Raw genomic sequence first — 14666 nt, forward strand, 5'->3', positions numbered from 1 at the left:
ACACCGCCGTAAACTTTAGCAAGAGTAGTACAGATAGCTGCAGTTAGAGTTGTTTTACCGTGGTCAACGTGGCCGATAGTACCAACGTTAACGTGCGGTTTCGTACGTTCAAATTTTTCTTTAGACACGATCGTGTTCCTTCCTAGTTATGATTCGTCGTGATCATTATTGATCGACGACGCGCCAGAAATTGTTATTTTATGCGCCAACGCCCGTTAGCGCAATATTTGGACGCCCTGATCTCGCAAAAAGTCGTAAACTTTTTGCAGTTCAATCGTCAATTAGTAACCACGCTCTGCAATAATTTTATCTGCGAAGTTTTTCGGCACTTCAGCGTACTCGTGAAACTCCATAGAGTAAGACGCACGGCCTTGAGTTGCAGAACGTAGATCAGTTGCGTAACCGAACATTTCGGATAGTGGTACTTGAGCACGGATGATCTTAAGACCAGCCACACCTTCGTCCATGCCTTCAATGATACCGCGACGACGGTTTAGGTCACCAACAACATCACCCATCCAGTCTTCCGGAGTGGTTACTTCGACATTCATCATAGGTTCTAGAATCACAGGTTGTGCTTCTAGTGCACCTTTCTTGAATGCCATCGAGCCAGCGATCTTAAACGCCATCTCGCTTGAGTCTACATCGTGGTAAGAACCATCAAATAGTGTAGCTTTAATATCTAGTACAGGGTAACCCGCTAGAACACCACTATTCATTTGCTCTTCGATACCTTTCGATACCGAGCTGATGTATTCCTTAGGAATCACACCGCCCACGATTTCGTCTACGAATACGAAACCTTCACCAGGCTCAGAAGGCTCAAGTTTGACCCAAACATGACCGTATTGACCACGACCACCTGATTGACGAACAAACTTACCTTCAACTTCCGCTTTACCACGAATGGTTTCACGGTAAGCAACCTGAGGTTTACCAACGTTACAATCAACGCTGAATTCACGCTTCATACGATCAACGATAATGTCTAGGTGAAGTTCACCCATACCTGAGATCAGAGTCTGACCTGATTCGTCGTCCGTTTCCACGCGGAATGATGGATCTTCCGCTGCTAGTTTACCTAGCGCGATAGCCATTTTCTCTTGGTCTGCCTTAGAACGAGGCTCTACAGCAATCTGAATAACTGGTTCAGGGAACTCCATGCGTTCTAGAATCACTTTGTGGTTCTGATCACACAGTGTGTCACCTGTTGTTACGTCTTTCAGACCGATAGCAGCTGCAATATCACCAGCGCGAACTTCTTTCACTTCTTCACGCTTATTCGCATGCATCTGAACGATACGACCGAAACGCTCTTTCTTCTCTTTTACTGAGTTGTAAACGGCGTCACCCGAGTTTACAACACCGGAGTAAACACGCATGAAAGTTAGCGTGCCCACGAATGGGTCAGTCGCAATCTTAAACGCTAGCGCTGAGAAAGGTTCGTTGTCGTCAGCATGACGCTCAACTTCATTTTCTCTTTCGTCGACACCTTTAATTGCAGGTACGTCAACTGGTGATGGCAAGAACTCAACTACTGCATCCAGTACCGCTTGAACACCTTTGTTCTTAAACGCACTACCACAAGTAGCCAGTACGATTTCGTTATTTAGTGTGCGAGTACGTAGAGCTTGTTTGAGCTCAGCTTCAGTCAATTCACCTTCTTCAAGGTACTTGTCCATCAGCTCTTCGCTAGCTTCAGCAGCGGATTCAACCATGTGGTTGCGCCACTCTTCAGCAAGTTCAATCATGTCAGCGGGGATGTCTTCGTAAGTAAACGAAGTGCCTTGATCGGCATCATTCCAGTTGATCATTTTCATCTTGATAAGGTCGATGACACCTCTGAACTCATCTTCCGCACCAACGTTCAGCTGGATTGGAACAGGAGTCGCACCAAGACGATTCTTAATTTGGTTCACAACGCGTAGGAAGTCTGCGCCCGCACGGTCCATCTTGTTTACAAATACCAAACGTGGAACGTGGTATTTGTCTGCTTGACGCCATACAGTTTCAGACTGAGGTTCAACACCAGATGAGCCACAGAACACAACCACAGCACCATCAAGTACACGAAGAGAACGCTCTACTTCGATAGTAAAGTCAACGTGTCCAGGGGTATCAATGATGTTTACGCGATGCTCAGGGAACTGTGCTTCCATACCACGCCAGAATGTAGTAGTCGCAGCGGATGTGATAGTGATACCACGCTCCTGCTCCTGCTCCATCCAGTCCATGGTTGCTGCACCATCGTGAACTTCGCCGATTTTGTGAGAAAGGCCAGTGTAGAACAGAATACGCTCAGTTGTGGTTGTTTTTCCTGCATCTACGTGAGCACAGATACCGATATTACGGTAGAGCTCAATAGGAGTTTTACGAGCCACGATTGTATCCTCTTACTAAGGTGTACCTTAGAGTATAGAAAAGTGCTGCGAGAGAACCTCGCAGCACAGAAGGTATTACCAACGGTAATGAGCGAACGCTTTGTTTGCGTCAGCCATGCGGTGAACGTCTTCACGTTTCTTAACCGCAGTACCTTTGTTCTCAGACGCGTCTAGCATTTCAGCAGCTAGGCGTTGAGCCATAGATTTTTCACCACGCTTGCGCGCAGCTTCAACCAACCAACGCATAGCAAGTGCGTTACGGCGAACCGGACGTACTTCTACAGGTACTTGGTAAGTTGAACCACCAACACGGCGAGATTTAACCTCTACCGCTGGGCGAACGTTTTCAAGAGCTTCTTCAAAAATAGCTAAGTGGTCTTTACCAGACTTTTCAGCCATAGCATCTAGTGCAGTGTAAACGATTTTCTCTGCAGTAGATTTTTTACCGTCAACCATTAGGATGTTAACGAATTTTGCCAGCAATTCAGATTTGAATTTTGGATCTGGAAGGATCTTACGCTGACCAATGACGCGACGACGTGGCATGGATTTATCTCCGTTGTCTTCTTCAGGTTTTATCCAAAACTTTTCAGTTTTTTCAAAAAATTAAAAATAATTTAGTGTTTGGCCTTACTTAACGGAATCCATTAAGACTTAGGACGCTTCACACCGTACTTAGAACGACCTTGTTTACGGTCATTTACGCCAGCACAGTCTAGTGCGCCGCGAACAGTGTGGTAACGCACACCTGGAAGGTCTTTAACACGACCACCACGGATTAGAACAACTGAGTGCTCTTGAAGGTTGTGACCTTCACCGCCGATGTACGATGTAACTTCGAAGCCGTTTGTCAGACGTACACGACAAACTTTACGAAGTGCTGAGTTAGGTTTTTTAGGTGTAGTAGTGTAAACACGAGTACATACACCACGTTTTTGTGGGCACGCTTCTAGTGCAGGCACGTTGCTTTTAACAACTTGCTTTGCACGTGGCTTACGTACCAACTGGTTAATAGTTGCCATTAACTAGCTCCTGATTTACTTGAAAGTAAGCTTTGTGAAAAATCTATCCCCAACTGCCAATGCAGTTAGGGACGCAAAATTCTATGCAGCAGTGAGAGGTGTGTCAAGAAATATACGGATCTTTTTTGTTCAATTAGAACAATTCATCCGTAAAGCTTTGTCGACAGCAAATCTTGTTCAATCCCAAGTTAGGGATTTATCCTGTTTTGCTGTTAGTTCAACGAAGCCTGAGTAATTCACAATCGTCAGCGATGGACTGATACGATTTGCAATACCGCGAGCTTGTGCATCGCTCTCTAACACAAATACGCTGCGGTTTTTTAGATGGGAAAATACTTTATGTTGCGAGTTAGCAGCGTACACTGCATCTTCTATAAGTAAGATGTCATCCTGTTCACTGCATAAAGGCATAGCGTCTTCTAGAGCAGAGACTGTTTTTATGATGTGTAACATAACTTCCTCAAAAAGACAGTAGCTTGCCAGCGTGTTGTAACTTATCTTTGAGCTGTTCTGAGCTTAACGCTTGGGCTTCAATGACTAAATCCGCTTGCGCCAAACCTCGCTGGGTTAACGACTCTGAACACACAAAGACTTGTTCGATGTCGTATAAATCGAAAAGCTTTAACATCGGCGCGTAATCTTTACTCAAAATATTGTTGGGGTCTTGTCCGAGTAGAAGCTGGTATACCCCATCACCCACGAAAATGACGCTGATATCTTCACAGTAAGCCGACGCGGCTAACAGTGCATCCACACCTTCACGACCAGCTGCACTGCCATGTGGCGCACTACGAAATAGATAAGTTAACTGACTCAAAACTGTACCACTCTGTCTTGGGTTAACATCGCTTCAGCTAGGCTACCTAAGCCTGCTTGTTCAAAACCATCGGCTAGATTGTTCTGAACCAAACCATGTTGATTCGCTTCTTCTTCACTTACAATCCCGCGACGCAAAGCGGCCGCGACACAAGTTTCTAGGCGAACACCATGCTCTTTAGCCAAAGACTGCCACGCCTTATTGAGATCAAATTCATCGTTGGCTGGCACACTCAAAGCAGTACCATTAGTCACACCATCTTGATAAAAGAAGACGCTCACCAACTGATGGCCTTGCTCTATCACCGCTTTGGCGAACTGATAAGCACTGCGCGCTGACTGGCTGCCATAAACGGGACCATTCACCACTAACGTGTAAGTCAGTTTACTCACCTTTCATCATCCTCGGTTTTACGTTGACGAATGTACAAGTAAACGGTGTGTTTTGAAATATTAAGGCGATCCGCGACACGGTTGATGGCATCTTTAATATCGAAGATACCTTTGTCGTACAACTCCATCACGATCTGGCGATTTTTGGTGTTGTTAGACACGGATTTATCCGCATTGATCTCTTCGATGGTGCGTTCAACAGTTTGGTCCACCAGCTCTTCTACGTCACTAGCAAAGTTGACCGAGGAAGCCGCTTCTTTCGCTTCTTGCGTCGGCATGAAAGACTGAAGGACTTGCGAGAAAGGCGCATCCAAGTTGACGTTGATACACAACAAACCAATCACGCGATTTTCGCCATTACGAATGGCGACAGTAATCGACTTCATCAACACGCCACCTTTTGCACGGGTAAAGTACGAACGTGAGAAGTTGCGCTCCGAGCCTTCGATGTCTTTTAGCATCTTAAGCGCTAAATCAGTGATTGGTGAGCCGACTTGGCGCCCCGTGTTTTCACCGTTAGCGATTTTAATTGCAGAGGTATTTAAGTCTTCTAGAGAGTGAAGAACGATTTCACAAAATGGACCTATCAGGCTGGCGATACCATCCACGACCGCCTCATAAGATCTTAAAATGATTTTGTCGTGCTCGGTAAACGGCATCACGTTAACGGATTCCATTTCGAGCAACATCTCCGCGTTTATTGTTTCTGTAGTTGTCATAAGCCTTCGAGCGAAAAATCAACAAATTGGTGTAAGTTTATCAGAAAATTTGAAAAGCAACCTAGCAAACTCACCAACTAGTGACCTAGAACAAAAAAGGCCCGTTAAACGGACCTTTTTCAATAACTTATCGCAGCTTATTGTTATTGCTCTGCGTTGTCGTTCTCAACTTTTAGCAGCTCAACTTCAAATACTAGCGTTGAGTTAGCAGGAATGCTTGGTGTGTCTTGGTCACCGTATGCTAGCTCTGGCGGGATAACGAATTTGAATTTAGAACCCACAGGCATTAGCTGAACACCCTCTGTCCAACCTGGGATTACACGGTTAAGTGGGAACGTTGCAGGTTCACCACGATCGTATGAGCTGTCGAACTGAGTACCGTCGATCAGAGTACCTTTGTAGTGTACTTGAACCGTATCAGTGTCTTTTGGCTTCTCACCTTCAGCTGGTGTCATTACTTGGTATAGAAGACCTGTATCTGTCTTCACTACGCCTTCTTGCTTCTCAAACTCAGCACGGAAATCATCGCCAGCTTTTTTCGCTTCAGCTGCTTTCTCAGCCGCTTGTGCTTGCATCTTTTCTGCAACACGCTTGTCTAGAGATTCTAGTGCTGCACGTGTTTCTTCTTCATTCAATTCAGCATTGCCTTTGAAGACGTCTTCGATACCTTTTAGTACCAAATCTTTGTTAAGATTAATGCCGATTTCGCTTGGCTTGTCGATGCTTGTGCTTAGGTAGTTAGCAAATGAAACACCGATTGCGTATGCCGCTTTGTCGTCGTCGGTTTTAAAGTGAACCGCTTTACCGGTTTCTGCTTGAACTTGTTCTGCTTGAGGTGCGGTTTCTGTTTTAGTTTCTTCTTTCTGACAACCTACCGCTAGCATAACTGTTGCAGCAAGTAGCGACACTTTTAAAACTGATTTCATTAAATTCTCCCAATAATGGCTCTGCCATTGGTTGTTGTGCACAAATCTTCTATGAGACTAGTGAAGACAATCGTTATACCAATATACTAGCTATATGTCTTAAGACACAAACCGGATTATTAGATGTGATGCAAAGAATTTTTCATTTATTCCTATATTTAATTGTCATCACCACGTTAAATGGTTGCTTTTTCGCCGAGCGTGAAGTGCAGCGTTGGCCGATAGAACCTCAAGGTGCGACGAGCTTCGCACTTAGCAGAGATGGACGGTTTGCTCTGCTCTATTCTCAACAACGTCATTTGATGTTGTGGGACCTAGAGCAAAATGAACAACTAGCCAACCTGGGTGAACTCGATGCCGATGCCAATGTGGTTTCCCATATCCGCATATCTGACAATGGTCGCTACGCAATTACAGCAAGCCAAATGAACTTCGCAGTTTGGGACCTAGGCTGGACGCAATCCGAAGGCCTTTGGTCTATCTCTGATGCGCTCATTCGCGACGTTGATATCACCAGTAATGGTGAACAAGTTCTGCTTGGGTTATCCAACGGTAAAGCAATTTATGTCAACTTAGTCACCGGGCGTCGCATGGAGTTCCTTGCACATCGTGAAAAAGTCAATTCCGTGGCCATTTCTCCTAATGGGCGCTTCGCCCTAACCGGAGGTAATGACTATAAAGCGTATCTGTGGGACACCGAAACCGGACAAGTACTACGAACCTTCGAACATGAACAACGAATTGTTCGCGTGGCCCTGCAAAGAGATGGAAAATTAGCAATGACATCTGATGGCGGAAACCAAGCGATTGTTTGGAATTTAAAAACTGGACAAGAAGTCACACAGTTGAGCAGTTGGTCGCGCCAATTAATTTTCTCTACCGCACGATTTTCTGACGACGGGACTCAACTAGTCACAGGAAGCCCTTCTGGCCGTGTGTCGATATGGGATACTCAAACCGGAAAACGAATGAGTGGATTTGAAGTGGAGCCCAAAAAAGACACTCGCCCTCCCCGTGCGGTCGTGTATGATGCAGCCTTTGATTCAAAACAACGCGTAATTACTGCTACTTCAGCAGGTATTGCCCAAGCTTGGCAGTTAGAGAACGGATCATGACAGAAAAAATCATTCAGCAATTGGAAGCACGCATTAATGACTTAGAATGTCAGCTTGCGTTCCAAGAACAGACTATTGAAGATCTGAACGGCGCTTTATCGCAGCAACAACTGCAAATTACCAAGATGCTCGATCAGATGAAATATGTGGTAGGTAAAGTAAAAAATATGGACTCGTCGAATTTAGCCGATCCGTCAGAAGAAACCCCACCACCGCATTATTAAAATGCAGGCTCAAATAGCATAAAGCCCAGAACATGTTCTGGGCTTTGTTGTATTAATTACTTAAGAAGGTACTCAAGAGGAAGCTATTCGTCGGCGTAGATTTTAACGCTCAGCTCGCCTTGCGTATTAATGCCTGCTCGGTACATGCCAGAACTGTTCATCGCAAAGTGCATCTCACCTTTAGCATCAATGGCAATCAAACCGCCCTCTCCGCCCATCTGTTTGAGATCACCCTGGATAATGTGTTCACAAGCCGTATGAATATCTTCTTGTAAGTAACGCATACGTGCTGCAACGTCTTCCGCAACACGTTTACGAATAAAGAACTCGCCGACACCCGTAGTGGAAACTGCCACGACGCCATTTTCGGCCACCGTACCACAACCAATAAGAGCCGAATCTCCGACTCGGTTGTATTTCTTATTCGTCACGCCACCCGTACTGGTGGCAGCGGCTAAGTTGCCTTGTTGATCTAACGCTACCGCACCAACCGTACCGTGCTTACGGTCATCTGGGTAACGAGATTCCGACAAAGCAAACAGTCCTTTCTCACGCATAGACAGCAACTGCTCATAACGGCGATCAGTAAAGAAGTAATCTTGCTCGGTATACTCATGGCCTTGCTCAAAAGCAAACTTCTCTGCGCCCTCACCCACCAACAGCACATGATTGCTGTTTCGCATCACGTCACGAGCGAGCTCAATTGGGTTTCTGATATGACGAACACCGGCAACAGCACCTGCCGCTTGGTTTCTACCATCCATTACAGAAGCGTCCATTTCAACCATTTCGTTGTTGGTCAGCACTGAGCCTTTACCCGCATTAAAGTTAGGAGAGTCTTCCAATACTTTCACTGCCGCTACGACTGCATCTAAGGCTTCACCGCCCGTGTCTAGAATTTGATGTCCCGCTTTTACCGCAGCTTCTAAATCCGCCAAGATGGATTGTTGCAGCTCATCGCTCATCTGTTCACGCAAGATGGTGCCTGCACCGCCATGAATGGCAATCGAGAAAGGTTTCGTCATCGCTTTGTCCAACTGTTATTCCTTGTATGGTTGGCACTACACCTTAGATAAACAAAAAGCGCAAGTTGAAACTCAACTTGCGCTTTTCAAAGCTTTGCTAGATAAGATTATCTAGTGAAGGCGCTTATGATTAGTGAGAACCACAGCTACCGCCGCCACAGCAGCCGCCTTCTTCTTCGTGATCGTGGTCATGATCGTGACCACCACAACAGCCACCACCTTGGTGGATGTGACCGTGTTCGATCTCTTCTGCTGTTGCTTCACGTGTAGACATAACTTCTACTTCGAAAGTTAGTGTTTGACCAGCTAACATATGGTTACCGTCAACAACCACTTCGTTGCCGTCAACTTCTGTTACTTCAACAGGGATTGGACCTTGGTCAGTGTCAGCTAGGAAGCGCATGCCCACTTCGATTTGCTCAACGCCTTGGAACACGTCCGCAGGAACGCGCTGTACTAGCGCATCGTTGTGCTCACCGTAAGCTTCTTCAGGAGCTACCGTTACTGAGAACTTGTCGCCAGCCACTTTACCTTCAAGTTCTTTTTCAAGACCTGTGATTAGGTTGTTGTGACCGTGAAGGTAATCTAGGGGTGCTTCTGCTGTTGATTGATCAACAACGACACCGTCTTCCATCATTACTTTGTATGCAAGGCTTGCAACAACGTTCTTTTCAATTTTCATACTAACTCCAGGGAGATTAATTGACTTAACCTGAATGGGGTTAAGTACTGAGATATCTGGGTGTATTATGGGGATCAATTATCGAAGTTCAATTACTCCGGCTTAAAAATTCCGATCATTTCCTGATCTGAGTGTTTATTTTTCTCTACAGATTGTGGTTTACGCTGCTCTGTAAACTCACACTCGACACACTCAACTAATTCGATGTTATTTTCAATCCACCAGCGCAGGGTATCTTGCTGGCTGCAATTTGGGCAGCTAGCGCCGGCAATAAAACGTTTCTTGATTTTCACGCTATTTCCTTAGCTTGAGTCTTGGCTCAAGTACTACTTCCAATGATTAGGTGACTGATGGTCGCTCTCCATTTCACGACCAAATATTTCTTCTAGCTCTTTGCGGGCCTCTTTCGCCCTTTGAGCTAATTTCTTATCTTCATTGTGTTGAGGCAATAAGTCCTTAAGCATAGCATTATCCAACTTGCGAAAATGTGCTTCTGCCCGCTTTGCTTGATAAGGATGCATACCCAGTTCTACGAGCGCTTGGCGACCGAGATCTAGCGCCCCTAAAAATGTTTCACGAGAGTAATTCTCTACACCATGACTCATTAACTGGTAAGCCTCGACACGGCTTCTTGCTCTAGCTAACAACTTAAGTTTCGGGAAGTGCACGCGACAAATGTCCACGATGGCCATCACCTCATCAGGTGAATCAGTACAAATAACCAATGCTTCCGCTTTATCAGCGCCAGCTGCCCTCAATAGGTCAATTTGTGTAGCATCGCCATAAAACACTTTGTAACCATACTTACGTAATAGGTGGATTTGGCTGGCATCACTTTCTAATACTGTCACTTTGATTTTATTGGCATACATTAAACGTCCGACGATCTGACCGAAACGTCCAAAGCCTGCAATGATAACGCGTGGTCGGCGATCCACGACTTTCGTGGTCATGCCCTCTTCTTCTTGATTCAGGGTATGAGCAAACCACTTCTTTTGTCCCATCAGCAAAAGAGGAGTCGTCACCATGGATAGACTGACCACCACCAACAGAAACGCCACTTGCTCTTTGGACAAAATGCCCTCTTGGTTCGCCGCGGTAAATATGACAAAGGCAAACTCACCGCCTTGGCTCAAAATTGCAGCCATACGGCTTCTCGCTTTGGCTCCGACACGGGCAGCTCTCGCCAATGCATACAAAACCAAACCCTTAACCACGACCAAAGCCACCACCGCACCGAGAATCTCTAAAGGGTGTAATGCCAATAACCCCAAGTTTACCGCCATGCCCACCGCAATAAAGAATAACCCCAACAACAGACCTTTAAATGGCTCGATAGCGATTTCCAGCTCATGGCGATACTCACTCTCTGCCAGCAAAACGCCTGCTAAAAAAGTCCCCAATGCCATCGAAAGGCCGAGCTTTTGCATCACGACCGAAATGCCAAGCACGACTAAAAGTGCAGCAACGGTAAAGAGCTCACGAACACCGCTCATCACGACAAAACGAAATAGCGGACGTAGTAAAAAGTGACCTCCAATCAACAGTGCTACCACACTGCCTAAAATAGTGAAGACATCCAACCAACTTCCACCACTATGCCCGCCTGCTAGCAAGGGCAACATCGCCAGCATCGGGATCACTGCAATATCTTGAAAGAGCAGCACCGCAAAACCAGATTGCCCCGTTTCGGTACCATTAAGCCCTTGCTCTTCAATGACTTTAAGCGCAATCGCCGTCGAGGACAGCGCCAACCCCATCCCGATCACCAAACTTACTTGCATGCTTACGCCAAACATACTGACGACACTACCAATCACGGTGGTCGTGACCACAACCTGCGCACCGCCTAAACCTAAAATCGGCCCTCGCATCTGCCACAATTTTTTAGGGTTTAATTCCAACCCTATCAAAAACAGTAACAACACAACCCCAAGCTCGGCAAAATGCAAAATGGCATCAACGTCGCTAATTAAGCCAAGCCCCCATGGGCCAATCAACACACCAGCGAGTAAATAACCTAAAACCGAGCCAAGCCCAAGGCGCTGAGCAATCGGCACCGCAATAACCGCAGCCGAAAGAAAGACCACACTGCTTTGAAGAAACTCACTAGTGATCGCCATACTGACCTCCTCGATCTGCCGCTTGCCAGTTTTCAAGTGGGTTACTCAGCCATCCACGGTATAACTCGGCATGTTCGTAGCGTTCAATATCTGAAACATTTCTTGACCAATACAACACCAGTGGTTCAATCCAGTGCATCTGGCATAGGGCTGCCGTCAGTTCAAACGGTTGCAAGATTTGCTCAAGTGGGTATTTGTTGTACCCCTTCGCGCTGAAGGCTTCTTCTTTACCACCTGTTGTAATGACACTACGCCAGTATTTTCCTTCTAGCGCCGCACCTCCGCCAAACGCAAAGCCTTTACCTAACACTCGGTCTAGCCACTCTTTTAATAGGGCTGGACATGAATACATATAAAGTGGGTGATGAAATACGATCACGTCATGAGCGAGCAACAACTCATGTTCGTAATTCACATCAATAAAGAAATCGGGGTAAACACCGTAAAGATCGTGCACAGTGACGTGATCAAGCGACTGAGCTTTTTTTATCATCACTTGATTGGCAATCGAGTTATGTGGCTCTGGATGAGCATAAATGACCAGAACTTTTGGGAGAATAGACGGTGCAACAGCCAAATGGTCGTCCTTGTGGTTATTTTTATCCGTTATCAAATTGTTATACTTTTTTGTACAGCATAATGCAATTAAAGCGAATCAATCGACTTTTCCGGCCAATACCCCTACTATTCACCGCTAGATATATACCCAAGTGGCTTTAAAAACGATTGAAACCACTTCGCTATGTAACCAAGCAACGCGCACTGCGCAAAGTGAATGAAAACTTTATGATTACCTTCTCTGATATTCAGTTACTGCGTGGCGGTAAACCTCTTTTAGACCAAGCTTCTGCGACTATTCACCCTGGCGATAAAGTCGGTCTTGTGGGCAAAAACGGCTGCGGTAAATCAACGCTGTTTGCCCTACTGAAAGATGAACTGTCAATTGATGCTGGCTCATTTAGCCAACCTCAACACTGGGAGTTGGCCTGGGTCGCACAGGAAACGCCTGCGCTAGAGCGCACTGCACTGGAATACGTCATTGATGGTGATCGCGAGTACCGCGCTCTCGAAAAGCAGTTAGCTGAAGCAGAAACACAAGACAACGGAACCCTAGTTGCCGAGATACACGGTAAAATTGAAACCATTGGTGGTTACAGCATTCGCGCTCGCGCGGCAGAATTGCTCGACGGTTTAGGTTTCAGCCAAGAGCAAATGAGTTGGAGTTTGACTCAATTCTCAGGTGGTTGGCGTATGCGCCTTAACTTAGCCCAGGCGCTATTGTGCCGTTCTGACTTATTGCTACTCGATGAGCCAACCAACCACTTGGACTTAGACGCAGTGATGTGGTTAGAGCGTTGGCTACAAAACTACCCAGGCACACTGATCCTGATCTCGCATGACCGTGACTTCTTGGATCCGATCGTTGGTCGCATCATTCACATCGAGAATCAGCAGCTGAACGAATACACGGGTAACTACTCGTCATTCGAAAACCAACGTGCGCAAAAAATGGTGTTACAACAAGCGATGTTTGAAAAGCAACAGAAGCAGATGTCGCACATGCAAAGCTACATCGACCGCTTCCGTTATAAAGCATCAAAAGCACGCCAAGCCCAAAGCCGTATCAAAGCTTTGGAGCGCATGGAAAAAGTACTGCCAGCTCAATTCGATAACCCATTTAGCTTCCAATTCCGTGAGCCAGCTGCGCTGCCAAACCCAATCATGATGATGGATGAAGTATCTGCAGGTTACGGTGACAACCTCATCTTAGAGAAGATCCGCTTGAACTTGGTTCCTGGCAGTCGTATTGGTCTACTCGGCCGTAATGGTGCGGGTAAATCGACCTTAATCAAGCTGCTCTCTGGTGAACTTAACGCGCAAGGTGGTGACCTAACTTACTCACAAGGCGTGAAAATTGGTTACTTCGCTCAGCACCAGTTAGAAACGCTTCATCCTGAAGAAACGCCGCTGCAACACATGATGCAAATCGCACCCGATCAAACCGAACAGCAGCTACGTGATTACCTAGGTAGCTTTGGCTTCCAAGGTGACAAAGCACTAGAAAAAGTTGCGCCGTTTTCTGGTGGCGAAAAAGCCCGTTTGGTATTGGCTTTAATTGTGTGGCAAAAACCAAACCTGTTGCTACTTGATGAACCGACCAACCACTTAGACTTGGACATGCGCCAAGCACTTACGATGGCACTGCAAACATTCGAAGGTGCGATGGTGATTGTTTCGCACGACCGCTATTTACTGCGCGCTACGACCGATGACTTGTATTTAGTGCATGATAGACAAGTTGCTCCGTTCGACGGTGACTTAAATGACTATTACAAGTGGTTAACCGAACAACAAAGAGCGGAACGCAAAGAAGCACAAGCCGCACAGCCAGCCAAAGATAGCACCAACAGCGCGGCAGCGAAAAAAGAGCAAAAACGTCGCGATGCAGAGTTTCGAAAACAGACAGCGCCAATTCGCAAAACGCTGACACAACTAGAAAATAAAATAGATAAGTTAGGTGCTGCACTGGCCGAAGCTGAAGAACAATTGGCGGACAACTCACTGTATGCGGCCGAAAATAAAGCTAAACTTAACCAAGTGCTGGCACTTCAAGCTTCTAGTAAGGCTGAGCTCGAAGAAATTGAAATGGAATGGATGTCTGCTCAAGAAACGTTGGAGCAGATGGAGCTAGAGTTTAACCAATGAGTAATCAACACGCTGAATACACACTCACCCTAGAACACCTTTGGCAGTTTAGTCTGCAGTTTTATGGTGTGCGAGAAGTGAAAGAGGCGTGCTTATCATTGCAAAACAACTACCACGGTAACGTGAACCTACTCCTGCTGCTCAGATGGCTCGATGAGCAGCAACTCATTTTCCAAGAAAAAGACTGGCCCTTGGTGCAAGACTGTCTAGGTAGAAGCGAAACTTTACTTCACTCCTTTCGCGACCTTCGTCGCCACCTTAAGTCTCAAGTCAATGACGCTTTGTATCGTGAGACCTTGCAGTTTGAGCTGCAACTAGAAAAGCAGCAACAAGCGGATTTGGTGGACTGCATTAACTCACTTGCACTACTCAAAAATGATGGTGACCCACTGACGTTGAGATACTGTCGTCAACTCGGTGGGGAGCATTTGCAGCAAGCCTTTGCTATTCCGGTGCCAAACATTCAACCACCAAAACGCCCATAAATCTGTAGAATACCTATAATCTTTATAAAGGATTATATTAATAAGTTCT

18 protein-coding genes are annotated in these 14666 nt (G+C 46.1%); 4 read left to right on the top strand and 14 right to left on the bottom strand.

What is annotated here, in order from left to right:
* The 9 genes from L3V37_RS18940 to fkpA all read right to left on the bottom strand — a co-directional run.
* Positions 1-128, bottom strand: a 128-nt coding sequence (locus tag L3V37_RS18940; RefSeq protein WP_227484038.1) for a GTP-binding protein, incomplete at its 3' end; no start/stop codon positions are given.
* 153 nt (positions 129-281) lie between these two features.
* On the bottom strand, positions 282-2381 hold the full coding sequence (gene fusA / locus L3V37_RS18945) for an elongation factor G (RefSeq protein ID WP_005382794.1): 2100 nt from the start codon (positions 2379-2381) through the stop codon (positions 282-284).
* A gap of 75 nt (positions 2382-2456) precedes the next feature.
* Positions 2457-2927: a 30S ribosomal protein S7 gene (gene rpsG, locus L3V37_RS18950; protein WP_005382796.1), complete on the bottom strand. Its 471-nt coding sequence runs from the start codon at positions 2925-2927 to the stop codon at positions 2457-2459.
* 101 nt (positions 2928-3028) lie between these two features.
* Positions 3029-3403, bottom strand: coding sequence for a 30S ribosomal protein S12 (gene rpsL / locus L3V37_RS18955; protein ID WP_004399892.1), 375 nt, complete (start codon positions 3401-3403; stop codon positions 3029-3031).
* Between the two features lie 177 nt (positions 3404-3580).
* Positions 3581-3856 carry a sulfurtransferase complex subunit TusB gene (tusB, locus tag L3V37_RS18960; RefSeq protein ID WP_237306778.1) on the bottom strand — a complete coding sequence of 92 codons (276 nt, stop codon included), beginning with the start codon at positions 3854-3856 and terminating at the stop codon, positions 3581-3583.
* 7 nt (positions 3857-3863) lie between these two features.
* Positions 3864-4220 (bottom strand): sulfurtransferase complex subunit TusC, encoded by a 357-nt coding sequence (gene tusC / locus L3V37_RS18965; protein ID WP_237306780.1) that lies wholly within the window; start codon positions 4218-4220, stop codon positions 3864-3866.
* Positions 4217-4612: a sulfurtransferase complex subunit TusD gene (gene tusD, locus L3V37_RS18970; RefSeq protein ID WP_017821752.1), complete on the bottom strand. Its 396-nt coding sequence runs from the start codon at positions 4610-4612 to the stop codon at positions 4217-4219. Before tusD ends, tusC begins: the two co-directional genes overlap by 4 nt.
* Entirely contained in the window at positions 4609-5331 is a 723-nt protein-coding gene (locus tag L3V37_RS18975; protein WP_005382804.1) for a transcriptional regulator, read from the bottom strand. The genes tusD and L3V37_RS18975 overlap by 4 nt, the downstream gene beginning before the upstream one ends.
* A 143-nt stretch (positions 5332-5474) precedes the next feature.
* Positions 5475-6257, bottom strand: a complete 783-nt coding sequence (fkpA, locus tag L3V37_RS18980) for an FKBP-type peptidyl-prolyl cis-trans isomerase (protein ID WP_017821751.1) — start codon at positions 6255-6257, stop codon at positions 5475-5477.
* A 128-nt stretch (positions 6258-6385) separates the two neighbouring features.
* Between fkpA and L3V37_RS18985 the strand changes: the two genes are divergently transcribed.
* Both L3V37_RS18985 and L3V37_RS18990 read left to right on the top strand, forming a co-directional pair.
* Positions 6386-7372, top strand: a complete 987-nt coding sequence (locus tag L3V37_RS18985) for a WD40 repeat domain-containing protein (protein ID WP_017633742.1) — start codon at positions 6386-6388, stop codon at positions 7370-7372.
* A complete protein-coding gene (locus L3V37_RS18990; RefSeq protein WP_005381455.1) occupies positions 7369-7596 on the top strand; it encodes a SlyX family protein in 228 nt (75 codons plus the stop codon). The genes L3V37_RS18985 and L3V37_RS18990 overlap by 4 nt, the downstream gene beginning before the upstream one ends.
* A gap of 83 nt (positions 7597-7679) precedes the next feature.
* Here the strand turns inward: L3V37_RS18990 and L3V37_RS18995 are convergent, their stop codons facing one another.
* From L3V37_RS18995 to kefG, 5 genes are all read right to left on the bottom strand, one after another.
* Entirely contained in the window at positions 7680-8621 is a 942-nt protein-coding gene (locus L3V37_RS18995) for an isoaspartyl peptidase/L-asparaginase family protein (protein ID WP_186584613.1), read from the bottom strand.
* A gap of 130 nt (positions 8622-8751) precedes the next feature.
* Complete coding sequence (gene slyD, locus L3V37_RS19000; protein ID WP_005381451.1) at positions 8752-9303, bottom strand: peptidylprolyl isomerase; 552 nt, start codon at positions 9301-9303, stop codon at positions 8752-8754.
* 92 nt (positions 9304-9395) lie between these two features.
* Positions 9396-9596, bottom strand: coding sequence for a YheV family putative zinc ribbon protein (locus L3V37_RS19005; RefSeq protein WP_005381449.1), 201 nt, complete (start codon positions 9594-9596; stop codon positions 9396-9398).
* Positions 9597-9629: 33 nt separating this feature from the next.
* Complete coding sequence (gene kefB, locus L3V37_RS19010) at positions 9630-11426, bottom strand: glutathione-regulated potassium-efflux system protein KefB (RefSeq protein ID WP_237306782.1); 1797 nt, start codon at positions 11424-11426, stop codon at positions 9630-9632.
* Positions 11413-12003, bottom strand: a complete 591-nt coding sequence (kefG, locus tag L3V37_RS19015; RefSeq protein WP_136977023.1) for a glutathione-regulated potassium-efflux system ancillary protein KefG — start codon at positions 12001-12003, stop codon at positions 11413-11415. Before kefG ends, kefB begins: the two co-directional genes overlap by 14 nt.
* A gap of 209 nt (positions 12004-12212) precedes the next feature.
* Here kefG and L3V37_RS19020 point away from each other — a divergent pair, with 209 nt between their 5' ends.
* Both L3V37_RS19020 and L3V37_RS19025 read left to right on the top strand, forming a co-directional pair.
* Positions 12213-14132, top strand: coding sequence for an ABC transporter ATP-binding protein (locus L3V37_RS19020; protein WP_237306783.1), 1920 nt, complete (start codon positions 12213-12215; stop codon positions 14130-14132).
* Entirely contained in the window at positions 14129-14617 is a 489-nt protein-coding gene (locus L3V37_RS19025; protein ID WP_033907158.1) for a TIGR02444 family protein, read from the top strand. The genes L3V37_RS19020 and L3V37_RS19025 overlap by 4 nt, the downstream gene beginning before the upstream one ends.
* The last annotated feature ends 49 nt before the right edge of the window (positions 14618-14666 follow it).

Source organism: Vibrio sp. D54 (assembly GCF_021728075.1).
Taxonomy (GTDB): Bacteria; Pseudomonadota; Gammaproteobacteria; order Enterobacterales; family Vibrionaceae; genus Vibrio; species Vibrio alginolyticus.

What these genes read in the sequence shown, in the direction of transcription:
- rpsG (WP_005382796.1), bottom strand. Translation starts at nt 2,927, where the DNA reads ATGCCACGTCGTCGCGTCATTGGTCAGCGTAAGATCCTTCCAGATCCA.
- rpsL (WP_004399892.1), bottom strand. Translation starts at nt 3,403, where the DNA reads ATGGCAACTATTAACCAGTTGGTACGTAAGCCACGTGCAAAGCAAGTT.
- tusB (WP_237306778.1), bottom strand. Translation starts at nt 3,856, where the DNA reads ATGTTACACATCATAAAAACAGTCTCTGCTCTAGAAGACGCTATGCCT.
- L3V37_RS18975 (WP_005382804.1), bottom strand. Translation starts at nt 5,331, where the DNA reads ATGACAACTACAGAAACAATAAACGCGGAGATGTTGCTCGAAATGGAA.
- fkpA (WP_017821751.1), bottom strand. Translation starts at nt 6,257, where the DNA reads ATGAAATCAGTTTTAAAAGTGTCGCTACTTGCTGCAACAGTTATGCTA.
- L3V37_RS18985 (WP_017633742.1), top strand. Translation starts at nt 6,386, where the DNA reads ATGCAAAGAATTTTTCATTTATTCCTATATTTAATTGTCATCACCACG.
- L3V37_RS18990 (WP_005381455.1), top strand. Translation starts at nt 7,369, where the DNA reads ATGACAGAAAAAATCATTCAGCAATTGGAAGCACGCATTAATGACTTA.
- L3V37_RS18995 (WP_186584613.1), bottom strand. Translation starts at nt 8,621, where the DNA reads ATGACGAAACCTTTCTCGATTGCCATTCATGGCGGTGCAGGCACCATC.
- slyD (WP_005381451.1), bottom strand. Translation starts at nt 9,303, where the DNA reads ATGAAAATTGAAAAGAACGTTGTTGCAAGCCTTGCATACAAAGTAATG.
- kefB (WP_237306782.1), bottom strand. Translation starts at nt 11,426, where the DNA reads ATGGCGATCACTAGTGAGTTTCTTCAAAGCAGTGTGGTCTTTCTTTCG.
- L3V37_RS19020 (WP_237306783.1), top strand. Translation starts at nt 12,213, where the DNA reads ATGATTACCTTCTCTGATATTCAGTTACTGCGTGGCGGTAAACCTCTT.
- L3V37_RS19025 (WP_033907158.1), top strand. Translation starts at nt 14,129, where the DNA reads ATGAGTAATCAACACGCTGAATACACACTCACCCTAGAACACCTTTGG.